Here is a 12,726-nt window from a genome sequence, read left to right on the forward strand (position 1 = left end):
GACGGCTGTGATTGGGGTAGCTGGATGAGCCAGGCGACACACCCCCGACACGCCCGGGACTGTCGGACCCTCGCAATAAACTGACCCCTCTAGCGATTGACGCCCCAATCGTGGGTCGGCACGAAAGGCACGTGTGAGCTCCTCGAATTCTTCGTTCGTGCACCTGCACAACCACACCGAGTACTCGATGCTCGACGGTGCCGCGAAGATCAAGCCGATGCTCGCGGAGGTGGAGCGCCTGGGCATGTCGGCGGCCGGGATGACCGACCACGGGAACATGTACGGCGCCAGCGAGTTCTATAACGTCGCCACCGCTACCGGGGTCAAGCCGATTATCGGCATCGAGGCGTACATAGCGCCCGCGTCGCGGTTCGACACCAAGCGCGTCTTCTGGGGCGATCCGGGACAGAAGTCCGATGACGTGTCCGGTTCGGGTTCGTACACCCACATGACGATGGTCGCCGAGAATGCGACGGGCCTGCGCAACCTCTTCAAGCTGTCCTCGCTGGCCTCGTTCGAGGGCCAGCTCGGTAAATGGGCCCGCATGGACGCCGAGCTCATCGCCGAACACGCCAGCGGCATCATCGCCACCACCGGATGTCCATCGGGCGAGGTACAGACCCGGCTTCGTCTCGGTCAGGAGGCCGAGGCGCTCGAGGCCGCCGGCAAATGGCAGGAGATCTTCGGGAAGGACAACTTCTTTCTGGAGCTGATGGACCATGGACTGTCCATCGAACGCCGGGTGCGCGAGGGGCTGCTGGAGGTGGGCAAGAAGCTCGGCATCCCACCCTTGGCCACGAACGACTGCCACTACGTCACCAAGGATCACGCGCATAACCACGAGGCGTTGCTGTGCGTGCAGACCGGCAAGACCATGTCGGATCCCACCCGGTTCAAATTCGATGGTGACGGGTACTACCTGAAGCCTGCCTCGGAGATGCGGGACCTGTGGGACGACTCGGTGCCCGGTGCGTGCGACAACACGCTGCTCATCGCCGAGCGGGTCCAGTCTTACGAAGAGGTCTGGAGCTTCAAGGACAGGATGCCCGTCTTCCCGGTGCCGGAAGGGGAGGACCAGGACTCCTGGCTACGTAAGGAAGTCGATCGTGGGCTGGAGCGCCGGTTCGACGGTATCGCTGGCGGAGTGCCCGACGAGTACTACACCCGGGCCCACTTCGAGCTGGACGTCATCAAGCAAAAGGGTTTCCCCGCGTACTTTCTCGTGGTCGGCGACCTTGTCACCCATGCCAAGGAAGTCGGCATCCGGGTTGGCCCCGGCCGTGGCTCGGCGGCCGGATCGCTGGTCGCCTACGCACTCGGTATCACCAATATCGACCCGATTCCGCACGGCCTGCTCTTCGAACGTTTCCTCAATCCGGAGCGCCCGTCCGCACCCGATATCGATATCGACTTCGACGATCGTCGCCGCGGCGAGATGGTCCGGTACGCCACCGAGAAGTGGGGCAGCGACCGGGTGGCGCAGGTCATCACCTTCGGTACCATTAAAACCAAGGCGGCACTGAAGGATTCGGCCCGAATCCACTACGGCCAGCCCGGGTTCGCCATTGCCGACCGCATCACCAAGGCGCTGCCGCCGCCGATCATGGCCAAGGACATCTCGGTGTCGGGTATCACCGACCCGGAGCATGAGCGGTACAAGGAGGCCGCCGAGGTTCGCACCCTGATCGACACCGATCCGGATGTGCGGACCATCTACCAGACCGCGCGTGGTCTGGAGGGCTTGATCCGCAACGCCGGTGTGCACGCGTGTGCCGTCATCATGAGCTCGGAGCCGCTCACCGAGGCCATTCCGCTGTGGCGGCGCGCGCAGGACGGCGCCATCATCACCGGCTGGGACTACCCGTCGTGTGAGGCCATCGGCCTGCTGAAGATGGACTTCCTGGGGTTGCGCAACCTCACTGTCATCGGCGATGCGTTGGACAACATCAAGGCGAACCGGGGTATCGACCTCGACCTGGATCATTTGCCGCTGGAAGATCCGGCCACCTACGAACTGCTTTCCCGTGGTGACACACTCGGCGTGTTCCAGCTCGACGGCGGGCCCATGCGGGATCTGCTGCGCCGCATGCAGCCCACCGGATTCAACGACATTGTCGCCGTGCTGGCGCTATACCGCCCCGGCCCGATGGGCATGAACGCGCACAACGACTATGCCGACCGCAAGAATGGTCGCCAGCCGATCAAGCCGATTCACCCCGAGCTGGAGGAGCCGCTCAAGGACATCCTCTCGGAGACCTACGGCCTGATCGTCTACCAAGAGCAGATCATGTTCATCGCCCAGAAGGTCGCCTCGTACTCGATGGGTAAGGCCGACGCGCTCCGTAAGGCCATGGGCAAGAAGAAGCTTGAAGTGCTGGAAGCCGAGTACAAGGGCTTCTACGAGGGCATGACCAACAACGGCTTCTCCGAAAAGGCCGTAAAGGCGTTGTGGGACACCATTCTTCCGTTCGCCGGGTACGCGTTCAACAAGTCGCACGCCGCCGGGTACGGTTTGGTGTCGTTCTGGACCGCCTACCTCAAGGCCAATTACCCGGCTGAATACATGGCAGGCCTGCTCACCTCCGTGGGCGACGACAAGGACAAGGCCGCCATCTACCTCGCCGATTGTCGGCGTCTGGGTATCACGGTGCTGCCGCCGGACGTCAACGAATCCGTCCACAACTTCGCGTCGGTGGGGGAGGACATCCGGTACGGGCTCGGCGGTGTTCGTAATGTCGGCGCCAACGTGGTGCAGTCTCTCATCGCGACCCGGGAGTCTAAGGGCGCCTTCACCGACTTCTCGGACTATCTACACAAAATCGATATCGCGGCCTGTAATAAGAAGGTCACAGAGTCGCTGGTAAAGGCGGGAGCGTTTGACTCCCTGGGGCATTCTCGCAAGGGACTTTTCCTGGTTCAGTCCGACGCCGTCGATTCGGTGTTGGGCACCAAGAAGGCCGAAGCGATGGGGCAGTTCGACCTCTTCGGCGGCGCGGGGGATGACGACGCCGATGCCGCCAATGTCTTCGCCATCAAGGTGCCCGACGAGGAGTGGGAAGAGAAGCACAAACTCGCGCTCGAGCGAGAGATGCTGGGCCTGTACGTATCCGGGCATCCGCTCAACGGGGTGGCGCACCTGCTGGGCCGTCAGACGGACACCCAGATCCCCACGATCCTTGAAGGCGATATCGCCAACGACACCCAGGTGCGAGTGGGTGGCATCCTGGCCTCGGTGAATCGCCGCGTCAACAAGAACGGGATGCCTTGGGCATCAGCGCAACTCGAAGACCTCACGGGTGGCATAGAGGTGCTCTTCTTCCCGCAGGCCTATTCCGTATACGGCGCAGAGATCGCGGACGACGCGGTGGTCCTGGTGAACGCGAAGGTGGCGATACGTGATGACCGAATCTCCCTGATCGCCAATGACCTTGTGGTGCCCGACTTCTCGCAGGCATCCGACGACCGTCCGGTGGCCGTGACGCTGCCGACGCGGCAGTGCACCATCGACAAGGTCACCGCGCTCAAGCAGGTACTGGCGCGGCATCCCGGCACCAACCAGGTTCATCTGCGTTTGATCAGTGGGGAGCGCGTCACCACGCTGGAGCTCGATCAGTCGCTTCGGGTGACGCCGTCATCGGCCCTGATGGGAGATCTCAAGGCGCTACTCGGGCCGGGCTGCCTGGGCGGCTAGTTCTCAGCGGCGGCTCTGCGCGACCTCGGCGTGCTCCGCAGAGAGAGGATCGAGCCATTCGGCTTGATCGGCGACCACGCCGGTCAAGATCTTGCGAGCAGTGGCCAACAGCTCAGCCACGCGCGGTGATGCCAGAGTGTACAGCACCGACAACCCTTCGCGACGGGACGTCACCAGTCCGGCACGCCGGAGCACGGACAGCTGCTGCGACAGATTCGCTGCCTCGATTCCCACTTCGGGCAGCATCTCCGACACGGCCCGATCGCGTTCGCTGAGCAGTTCCAGCACGCGTATCCGCACGGGATGGCCCAACGTTTTGAAGAAATCCGCCTTCATCCGATACAGCGGTTGACGTGCATCCATATCAAGTCCACCTCACCACACAACAACTTGCAAAGATTAGCAACCCGACAACACTGCAGGACAGGGGCGCGTCTATAGTTTTCGACGGCGCTCGCCGCGGCCTTATCCGTATTCAGCAGGGCTGGCCGCCGCCACTCCGGTGAGAGCCGCCTTAAACGCCCAGGAGTTTGTATGACGACCGATCGGCCCACCATCGGGCAGTACATCACCTACGCCTACGGAAAGCGCTTGCCCGACTCGATGCGGGATTGGGTGACCAACGATCTGTCCGGCCCTGGGGCCATTCGGCGACACATGGTCCGCTACGTGATCCCGCCCCATTTCATTCTGGCTCCATTCTGGCTCTTACCAGGTGGGACGCTCTTGCACGTGGCGATCACCCTGCCCATCTACGTCTGGGCGATCCTGATGACGCACGCTCTCAATAAGATTTGGCGGCGGTACCGGCTGGCCCAGCACGATCTGGATCCGAAACTCGCCGACATCGGGAACCGCGAAAAGCATGCGCGCAAGCACGAGACATACGCGCAGCGCTACGGTGCGCGTCCCGAGTCGAACGACACCTATTCCAGCAGCGACCCCATCTGACAATCGGTCAGCGTCGCGCCGCTGTCCATGGATCTTCGTTCTTCTTTCGCCGTGCCGCCTCGGCCTTGCGGTCCTTGACCCATTGCTGCTCGAACGTCAGTCCCGGACGTGCGCTCGGGATCCGGTTCATCGCACTGCTGAGCCAGCGCGGCGGGGCAGCGGGCTCCCATTGCGGGAAGGTGACGCTGAGCGAATACATGGTCTTCAGGATGACGAACACCCCGAACAGTGCTGAGGGGGCATCCGTGACCGCGACCGCGAACATCCCGAAGATCAGGGTGAGATGCACGACGGCAACCCGCATGAACCCGCGACTCGCCATCACCTCCAGCTGCCAGAAGGACCATCGGCGGAGGGAGGGAAGATCCACCAGGAAGTCGACGGCCAGCGCGACGAGTACCTGGAGGCATCCGAAACCCACACTGTGCCAGTCGATACCGATCAGTGCAGCCTTGCCATTGTGGGTGAGCAGGAAAACGATGACCGCGAGAAAGAAGCCATGTGCCGCCGAGAAGACGAGGGTGGTGAACAGGAATCCCCTGACGAAGGATGTTCGTGAGTAACTCCGGTCCGGTCCGGGTGCCTCGTATCGGAAGTGTCCGCGGCGCGGGCTCCACCGTTTGTGAAGAAGAGTCCGGAGCGCGACGAACAGGGAAGCTGCGACGGTCTCGAACCAGTAGACCGCGAGCGTCGTGCCGGCCGACCATCCGCCCACGAACCAGCCGGTGAGGGGAATCGCGTTCACCGCGACCATCGTGGCCAGGTGAAGGACCCGATTAAGGGTCCCGAGGGCGTCCGATGCCGGGACGGAGTCCTGTGAGATCACGGCTAGCCCAGAATGTTCACGGCGCGGGCGAGCACGAGTGCCACTGTGGATAGCGCCACGATGGATTGCAACGTCATCAGCATCTTGGCCCATCTCGAGAGCGGCATGGTGTCGGTAGGGGAGAACGCGACGACGTTGGTGAAACTCACGTACAGATAATCGGGGAACTTGGGGCACCAATCTGGTGGCGCGAGTTCGGGATTGGCCATCTGCGGAAACATGAAGTCCGGGTGCGGCCGTTCGGCCGTGCGGCGGGCGAAGGGTCCGCCACGATCAAACTCCCAGTACCACATGCCGAATACGATGACATTGGTGATGAAGATCGCCAGGCCACTGCCGAGGAGCACACGCGGGTTGTCGCCCATCTGCCCCGTCACGATCTTGTAGTCCAGCAGTGCTGCCGAGATGGTGTTATCGGCCGTAATGGCAGCGATCAGCAGATAGGTCGCCCAACGCCCAAGGGTCGTTGAACGCGTGAATTTTATCGGGTTGAGGATCACGAGAACGAGCAGCAGCGCGGTCTCAAGGGCGGGTAACGGCCAGCGCGGCGTCAGATTGAACTGCGCGGGGATGGCCAGCTGCAGGCCGATCGCCACGATGAGAGCGATGAGAACCGGTATGCGGCTCTCGGGGGCGCCCGGCCGCAGCCAGGAGGGCAGATGCTTTTCGGCGGCCAGCACGTCATCGGTCACCTCGTGGGCAAGCCGCTCCATGCGGTTCTCGCCCGGATATTCGGCAGCCGATTCGCTTGGCGAAGACATGGGGATGTATTACACCCCGGCGCAAGGCTCTGCTCAGTGAATGAGCGAGCCCGCCAGCCAGGCCATGCTGGCCACGGCGGCAGCGGAGAGCACCGCGGTCGACATCGACGCGATCAGCACGAGCGTGATGACGAACACTGCCGCACCGGCTCCCAGCGCGAGCAGCTTGTATGCAGGCCAGGCGACGTCTACCGGCCGCACCCCATGTGCCGCGCGCTCGAAGGTCGTCATGAATAGAGGATATGCCTAACGGGGAAGTTCGGTCAACCGAACACTCTGGTCGCGGGTCGTAGAACAAAGTCATGGATGGGTCCGGCGCAGACGGGACTCCCCGATGTTCCGCGTTATCGGCGTGATTCCCCGATACGTGGAGCGATACAGTTGTCGGCATGCCATTAACCGGTGAATACGAACCCAGCGGACTCGATTGGTCACAGAAGCAGGTGACCAAGATTATCGAGAGTGGGACCACCGACGGCACCACCATTGAGGGCATGCCGGTGATTCTGTTGACCACACTCGGCGCCAAGTCCGGCAAGCTGCGCAAGATCGCCCTGATGCGGGTGGAACACGACGGCGAGTACGCCATCGTCGCCTCACTCGGCGGCGCGCCCAAAAACCCCGTGTGGTACTACAACGTGAAAGAGAACCCACTCGTCGAGCTGCAGGACGGCAGCACCACCAAGGACTACCAAGCCCGCGAGGTCTTCGGCGACGAGAAGGCGCCATGGTGGGACCGTGCCGTGGAGGCGTACCCGCCGTATGCGGAATACCAGACTAAGACCGACCGTCAGATCCCGGTTTTCGTGCTGACACCCGTCTCTTGAGCACCGCCCAGGCCGTCACTGCCAGCGATATCGATGCGGCGGCCAAACGCATCGACGAGGTGGTGCACCCGACTCCCGTTCAGCATGCGGATCGGCTTTCCGCGCTCACCGGTGCCAACGTGTACCTCAAACGTGAGGATCTGCAGTCGGTGCGGTCGTACAAACTGCGCGGCGCCTTCAACCTCCTGATGCAACTCGGCGACGAGGAGAAGGCCGCCGGCGTGGTGTGTTCCAGCGCGGGTAACCACGCGCAAGGGTTCGCGCTGGCGTGCAATTCGATGAGCGTGCATGGCCGTGTGTACATCCCGAGCAAGACTCCGAAGCAGAAGCGGCAACGAATCATTTACCACGGCAACGGCTTCGTGGAGCTCATTGCGGTGGGGCACGGTTACGACGAAGCGGCCGCGGCGGCCAAGGCCGACGCCGAACGTACCGGCGCCACCCTGGTGCCGGCGTTCGACGATCCGCGGACTATCGCTGGGCAGGGCACCATTGCCGCCGAGATCCTCGACCAGCTCGACATCCAGCCGGACGTTGTGGTGGTCCCGGTGGGCGGAGGCGGGTGTATCTCCGGGATTGTCACGTACTTACGGGAAAGGGCTCCACAGGTACGGGTTGTAGGCGTTGAGCCGGCAGGCGCGGCATGCATGGCGGCCGCCATGCGCGCGGGTGGACCGGTCCCGCTCGACCATGTCGACCCCTTTGTGGACGGCTGTGCCGTAAAGGTCGCCGGGGCAGTGCCGTACCGACTGCTGGCCGCGGCGGGCGAAACGCTCACCTTGATGACCGTCGACGAAGGTGCGGCCTGCACGGCGATGCTCGAGCTCTATCAGAACGAGGGCATCATCGCCGAGCCCGCCGGGGCACTGTCGGTTGCGGCGTTGTCAGAGCTGGACCTGGCGCCGGGCGAAACGGTTGTCTGTCTGATTTCCGGTGGCAACAACGATGTTTCGCGATACGGCGAGATCCTCGAGCGCTCGCTGGTGCACCTGGGGCTCAAGCATTACTTCCTCGTAGACTTCCCGCAAGAGCCGGGCGCGCTGCGCCGCTTTCTCGGGGAAATACTCGGCCCCAACGACGACATCACGCTGTTCGAGTACGTCAAGCGGAACAACCGCGAGATGGGTGCCGCTCTGGTGGGCATTGAGCTCAGTAATGCTGAGGACCTGTCCGGCCTATTGGATCGGATGGAAGCGTCCGACCTGGATATCGAACGACTGGAACCGGATTCGGCGGCGTTTCGCTATCTGACGTAGCGCCGGCTATCCGGTCTTGCGGAGCACCACAAGGGCGCGGTCCTGCACGCGCACGGCCTTCCCTGCGTCGACCACCGCCGAGCACTGGCCGTCCGGTTCGCCAGTGTCGAGTACGGCGGTCCACTGCGCCGCATAGTCGCCGTCGGGCGTCACGAAATCCAGCGGCTCGTCATAGGCGTTGAAACACAACAGGAACGAGTCTCCGGAGACGCGTTCGCCGCGCGCGTTGGGTTCGGGAATCGCATCGCCGTTGAGGAAGACGGCCAGGCTCTTGCCGAAACCACTGTCCCAGTCGGCGGTGGTCATTTCCTCGCCGGCGGGTGTCAGCCAGGCGATATCGCGTACTTCCTCACCTTCCCGGATCGGACGTCCGGCGAAGAACCGGCGGCGCCGGAACACCGGATGCTGCTTGCGTAGCGCAATCACGGTTCTGGCGAATTGCAGCAAATCGGAGTTTGTCGCCGCCAATCCCCAGTCCATCCAGGACAACGTCGAATCCTGGCAGTACACGTTGTTGTTGCCCTGCTGGGTCCGGCCGATCTCATCGCCATGCGAGAGCATCGGCGTGCCCTGACTCAGCACCAGCGTCGCGAAGATGTTGCGCATCTGGCGTGCGCGCAGCGCCAGAACCGCCACGTCATCGGTCGGCCCCTCCACGCCGCAGTTCCACGAGCGGTTGTAGGTTTCTCCGTCCTTATTGTTCTCGCCGTTGGCCTCGTTGTGTTTTTCGTTGTACGAGACCAGATCTCGCAGTGTGAAGCCGTCGTGCGCGGTGACGAAGTTGATACTCGCGCTGGGTCGGCGCCCGGTGGCCTCGTACAGGTCGGAGGAACCGGTAAGCCGGGAGGCGAATTCCCCAAGAGTGGCGGGCTGTCCACGCCAGTAATCGCGCACGGTGTCACGGAACTTGCCGTTCCATTCGGTCCACAGCCCGGGGAAGTTGCCGACCTGGTATCCGCCCTCGCCGATATCCCACGGCTCGGCGATCAGTTTGACCTGGCTGACGACGGGGTCCTGTTGGACCAGGTCGAAGAAGGCCGAGAGCCGGTCCACGTCGTGTAGCTCACGGGCCAGGGTTGAGGCCAAATCGAAGCGAAACCCGTCGACATGCATCTCGGTGACCCAGTAGCGCAGCGAGTCCATGATGAGTTGCAACGTGTGGGGGTTGCGGGCGTTGAGACTGTTCCCCGTGCCGGTGTAGTCGGTGTACCGGGCGAGATTGTCGTCGTTGAGTTTGTAGTAGGCGCGGTTGTCGATGCCGCGGAAACTTAGGGTCGGGCCGATGTGGTCACCCTCGGCCGTGTGGTTGTAGACGACGTCGAGGATGACCTCGATACCCGCCTCATGCAGAGCGCGCACCATCGCCTTGAACTCGGCGACGGCGCCACCGGCATGCGGTGACGCGGCATACTCTGCGTGTGGGGCTAGATATCCGAAAGTGTTGTACCCCCAGTAGTTTCGCAATCCGAGGGCTATCAATCGGCTGTCGTGGAAGAACTGGTGCACCGGCATCAGTTCAATGGCGGTGACACCCAGCGAACGCAGGTGCTCGATCACGACCGGATGAGCCAGACCGGCGTAGGTACCCCTGAGCTCCTCGGGAACCCCGGGATGAGTCTGTGTCATGCCCTTGACATGAGCTTCGTAGATGACCGTCTCGTGGTACGGGGTCCGTGGGCGGCGATCCGAACCCCAGTCGAAATAGGGGTTGATGACAACGGAGGTCATGGTGTGGCTCAGCGAGTCTCGCGCGACGCGTGTCTCTGTGTTGAGTGGGTCGATCTGGTAGGACAGCAGCGGCGGGCCGGCAGCGGGGCCGGCAGCGGGGCCATAGTCGAATTCGCCGTGGAATGCCTTGCCGTAGGGGTCGAGCAGAAGCTTGTCCGGGTCGCATCGGTGCCCGTTCTCGGGATCCCAAGGCCCGTGCACCCGAAACCCGTACCGCTGGCCGGGGGAGATGGTCGGCAGATAGCAGTGCCACACGTACCCGTCGACCTCGTCGAGGGACACCCGGGTCTCGGCGCCGTCCTTGGCGATGAGGCACAGCTCCACGGCCGTGGCTACCTCGGAGAACAATGAGAAGTTGGTACCGGCTCCGTCGTAGGTGGCACCCAGTGGATAGGGATTGCCCGGCCATACCTGAAGTGGTGGCAGGGTCATGCTGATAGACCCTATCGGTCCCAGGTCGGGATCGCGCGCCTCATCGGCCGGGCTGCACTGGCCGCCACCACCCGGTGGCGAGCGCGATCTGCCGTCCCAGCTCCTTGGCCATGGTGCGCATATAGGTCGCCGAGATGTGATGAGAATCGTGATACACCAACACGTTTCCTTCCACCACGCGACATTTGTCGGGACGGCACACCGCCTTGGTCATGTCGAGGATCTTCAGCAACGGGAACTGGTTCGCGATGGCGAGCGTGGGATTCACGTCGTCGAGCGCGCGGTTGCGATCCATGGCACACGAATCGGAGTTTCCGCCTGCGGAGATGCAGTCGGCCGCGGTGTAGGTGGTGCCGTCCTTGTCGATCAGCCAGGGAGTGTCACGCATCCCGAGAACAGAGATCCCGGCCTGGTCGAATGCCGACCAGATGCCCAGATAGCTATCGGGCATGACATCTCCGGTACCTAGGGCCGAACGGGGGCGGGTGGTGGTGGTGAACACGTAGTCGGGGTGTTCCTTGACCAACCGCGACATCACCTCGTCGACCCACTTCTTGCAATCGGGGTAGGGGTCGTTCGACCCGGCGATACGTGGAACCTCTTCGGTACTGAGCGGGCAACCCATCTTGAGATAGGTGGTGATTTTGAAGTTGTGTTGGCGTCCCAGGATGTCGAGCGCGGTGATCCAATGCTCGGCGTGTGACCCACCGGCCAGCGCGATGGTGCGCGTGGCGTGCGGATTGCCGTAGGTACAGGTGATTACCGCGCGATTCCGGAAATCGCTGATGCAGTCCTGCTCTGTGGTGATCGGCAGATCGTCGGCTGCCTCCAGGGTGGTCGGCCGCATCGGCAGTTCGGGCACGCGCTCGCCATACAGCAAGGCCCCCGCGCCCGGGTAGTCGCGTGAACGCAGGCCGGAGAGCTCCTTGCCGTTGGACCGTTGCACGGTGACGTGTTCGAGCCAGGTGAACGAGGTGGCGGTCAGTGCGACTGCCATCAACACGATGGCGGTCCCCAGGGCCAGGGTGGGGCGCCGCAATCTGGTCCACAGCGAAGATGACTTCGGGATGAGCCGTGGATAACGCAGGGGGGTCTCGACGTACTTGTTGGTGAGGTAGGCCAGCGCCAGCGAGATGCCGAGGATGGCGGCACCTTCCCACAACGAGACCTTGGGCTGACCGCTGTAGACCAGCCAGTAGACCAGCAGCGGCCAGTGCCACAGATACAGCGAGTAGGCCAGCGACCCCAGCTCGACCAGCGGCCTGGTGGCGAGGAATCGGTGGGCGACCGGTTGTGCGGTGCCCGTGGGCAGGTTGGCCGCCGACAAGATGAGGACGAGTGTGGCGGCGACCGGCACCAGTGCCAGCGGGCCCGGGAATTCGCGCACACCGTTGATGAGCGCGCCACAGGACAGGATCGCTGCCACGGCGGTAATGCTGAGGACCTGCCGGAGCCACATCGGCCAGCGTGTCCCCGCCACCAGCGCGCCCACCAGCACGCCGAGTAGCAGCTCCCAGGCGCGCGCGAACGTGTTGTAGTAGGCGATCGATTGGAAGTCGATATGGGCGTAGATCGCGTACCCGAAGGATGCGGCAGTCAGGCTCGCGATGGCGGCGATCAGGACGGGGCGCATGTACCGGCCGAGGGATTTGCGCAGCAGAACCGCCAACAGATACACCAACGCCAGGAAGCCGACATAGAACTGCCCTTGCACCGACATCGACCAGAGGTGCTGCAGCGGGCTCACCGACTCGCTGGCCGCCAGATAGTCGGCGGCGGTATTGGCGAGCTCCCAGTTCTGGTAGTAGCCCAAGCTGGCCAGGCTCTGCTCGGCGAAGGTCTCCCACCGCGTCTCCGGTTGCACCAGAACAGTGAGTACGGCGCAGGCCGCCAGCACCAGAACCAGCGCGGGGAGCAAGCGCCGGACCAGTCGCTTCAACACGGGTACCGGATTGAGGGACGCTCCCTGTGTGGTCGCTGTGCGAAGTAGCTTGCTGCCGTAGAAAAAGCCCGAAAGGGTTAAGAAGACGTCAACTCCGCCCGACACCCGGCCGAACCACACGTGAAACACCGCGACCAGAAAAATCGCGATTCCACGCAAGCCGTCGAGGTCGTAGCGGTAAAATTCCTTGTTGCTCTTGGGTTTTGGGGTGGCGTCGACCGCCGGGGCGGGGGGCACCTCGGGATCGGTCATGGGCTTGGTTGCTGAGACGAAGAACATTTTCGGCCCCCAATGTACCCATGGTTGCCGAGA

General features: G+C 63.1%; 10 protein-coding genes. 4 read left to right on the forward strand and 6 right to left on the reverse strand.

The features are described 5' to 3' along the window. Nucleotides 1-133: 133 nt before the first annotated feature. Nucleotides 134-3,691, forward strand: coding sequence for a DNA polymerase III subunit alpha (gene dnaE / locus AC5Y5C_RS08890; protein WP_499971050.1), 3,558 nt, complete (start codon nucleotides 134-136; stop codon nucleotides 3,689-3,691). A gap of 3 nt (nucleotides 3,692-3,694) precedes the next feature. Here the strand turns inward: dnaE and AC5Y5C_RS08895 are convergent, their stop codons facing one another. Continuing rightward, a complete protein-coding gene (locus tag AC5Y5C_RS08895) occupies nucleotides 3,695-4,054 on the reverse strand; it encodes an ArsR/SmtB family transcription factor (protein WP_499971052.1) in 360 nt (119 codons plus the stop codon). Between the two features lie 171 nt (nucleotides 4,055-4,225). Here AC5Y5C_RS08895 and AC5Y5C_RS08900 point away from each other — a divergent pair, with 171 nt between their 5' ends. Beyond that, entirely contained in the window at nucleotides 4,226-4,642 is a 417-nt protein-coding gene (locus tag AC5Y5C_RS08900; RefSeq protein ID WP_499971053.1) for a DUF5313 domain-containing protein, read from the forward strand. Between the two features lie 7 nt (nucleotides 4,643-4,649). Here the strand turns inward: AC5Y5C_RS08900 and AC5Y5C_RS08905 are convergent, their stop codons facing one another. The 3 genes from AC5Y5C_RS08905 to AC5Y5C_RS08915 are packed head-to-tail and all read right to left on the reverse strand — an operon-like array spanning nucleotide 4,650 to nucleotide 6,460. Beyond that, a complete protein-coding gene (locus tag AC5Y5C_RS08905) occupies nucleotides 4,650-5,468 on the reverse strand; it encodes a DUF6498-containing protein (RefSeq protein ID WP_499971055.1) in 819 nt (272 codons plus the stop codon). Between the two features lie 2 nt (nucleotides 5,469-5,470). Next, entirely contained in the window at nucleotides 5,471-6,229 is a 759-nt protein-coding gene (locus AC5Y5C_RS08910; RefSeq protein ID WP_499971056.1) for a hypothetical protein, read from the reverse strand. Nucleotides 6,230-6,262: 33 nt separating this feature from the next. After that, entirely contained in the window at nucleotides 6,263-6,460 is a 198-nt protein-coding gene (locus AC5Y5C_RS08915) for a hypothetical protein (RefSeq protein WP_499971058.1), read from the reverse strand. A gap of 158 nt (nucleotides 6,461-6,618) precedes the next feature. Between AC5Y5C_RS08915 and AC5Y5C_RS08920 the strand changes: the two genes are divergently transcribed. Beyond that, nucleotides 6,619-7,056: a nitroreductase family deazaflavin-dependent oxidoreductase gene (locus tag AC5Y5C_RS08920; RefSeq protein WP_499971059.1), complete on the forward strand. Its 438-nt coding sequence runs from the start codon at nucleotides 6,619-6,621 to the stop codon at nucleotides 7,054-7,056. Next, nucleotides 7,053-8,312: a threonine ammonia-lyase IlvA gene (gene ilvA, locus AC5Y5C_RS08925; protein ID WP_499971060.1), complete on the forward strand. Its 1,260-nt coding sequence runs from the start codon at nucleotides 7,053-7,055 to the stop codon at nucleotides 8,310-8,312. Before AC5Y5C_RS08920 ends, ilvA begins: the two co-directional genes overlap by 4 nt. Before the next feature lie 6 nt (nucleotides 8,313-8,318). Here the strand turns inward: ilvA and glgX are convergent, their stop codons facing one another. Together glgX and AC5Y5C_RS08935 are read right to left on the reverse strand one after the other, a co-directional pair. Further along, complete coding sequence (gene glgX, locus AC5Y5C_RS08930; protein WP_499971062.1) at nucleotides 8,319-10,472, reverse strand: glycogen debranching protein GlgX; 2,154 nt, start codon at nucleotides 10,470-10,472, stop codon at nucleotides 8,319-8,321. Nucleotides 10,473-10,512: 40 nt separating this feature from the next. Next, nucleotides 10,513-12,693: an acyltransferase family protein gene (locus AC5Y5C_RS08935; RefSeq protein ID WP_499971063.1), complete on the reverse strand. Its 2,181-nt coding sequence runs from the start codon at nucleotides 12,691-12,693 to the stop codon at nucleotides 10,513-10,515. Nucleotides 12,694-12,726: the final 33 nt, after the last annotated feature.

The organism is Mycobacterium sp. NGS15, assembly GCF_059813245.1.

Coding starts and splice junctions, on each gene's coding strand:
- AC5Y5C_RS08895 (WP_499971052.1), bottom strand. CDS start 4,054: ATGGATGCACGTCAACCGCTGTATCGGATGAAGGCGGATTTCTTCAAA.
- AC5Y5C_RS08900 (WP_499971053.1), top strand. CDS start 4,226: ATGACGACCGATCGGCCCACCATCGGGCAGTACATCACCTACGCCTAC.
- AC5Y5C_RS08910 (WP_499971056.1), bottom strand. CDS start 6,229: ATGTCTTCGCCAAGCGAATCGGCTGCCGAATATCCGGGCGAGAACCGC.
- AC5Y5C_RS08915 (WP_499971058.1), bottom strand. CDS start 6,460: ATGACGACCTTCGAGCGCGCGGCACATGGGGTGCGGCCGGTAGACGTC.
- AC5Y5C_RS08920 (WP_499971059.1), top strand. CDS start 6,619: ATGCCATTAACCGGTGAATACGAACCCAGCGGACTCGATTGGTCACAG.
- glgX (WP_499971062.1), bottom strand. CDS start 10,472: ATGACCCTGCCACCACTTCAGGTATGGCCGGGCAATCCCTATCCACTG.
- AC5Y5C_RS08935 (WP_499971063.1), bottom strand. CDS start 12,693: ATGTTCTTCGTCTCAGCAACCAAGCCCATGACCGATCCCGAGGTGCCC.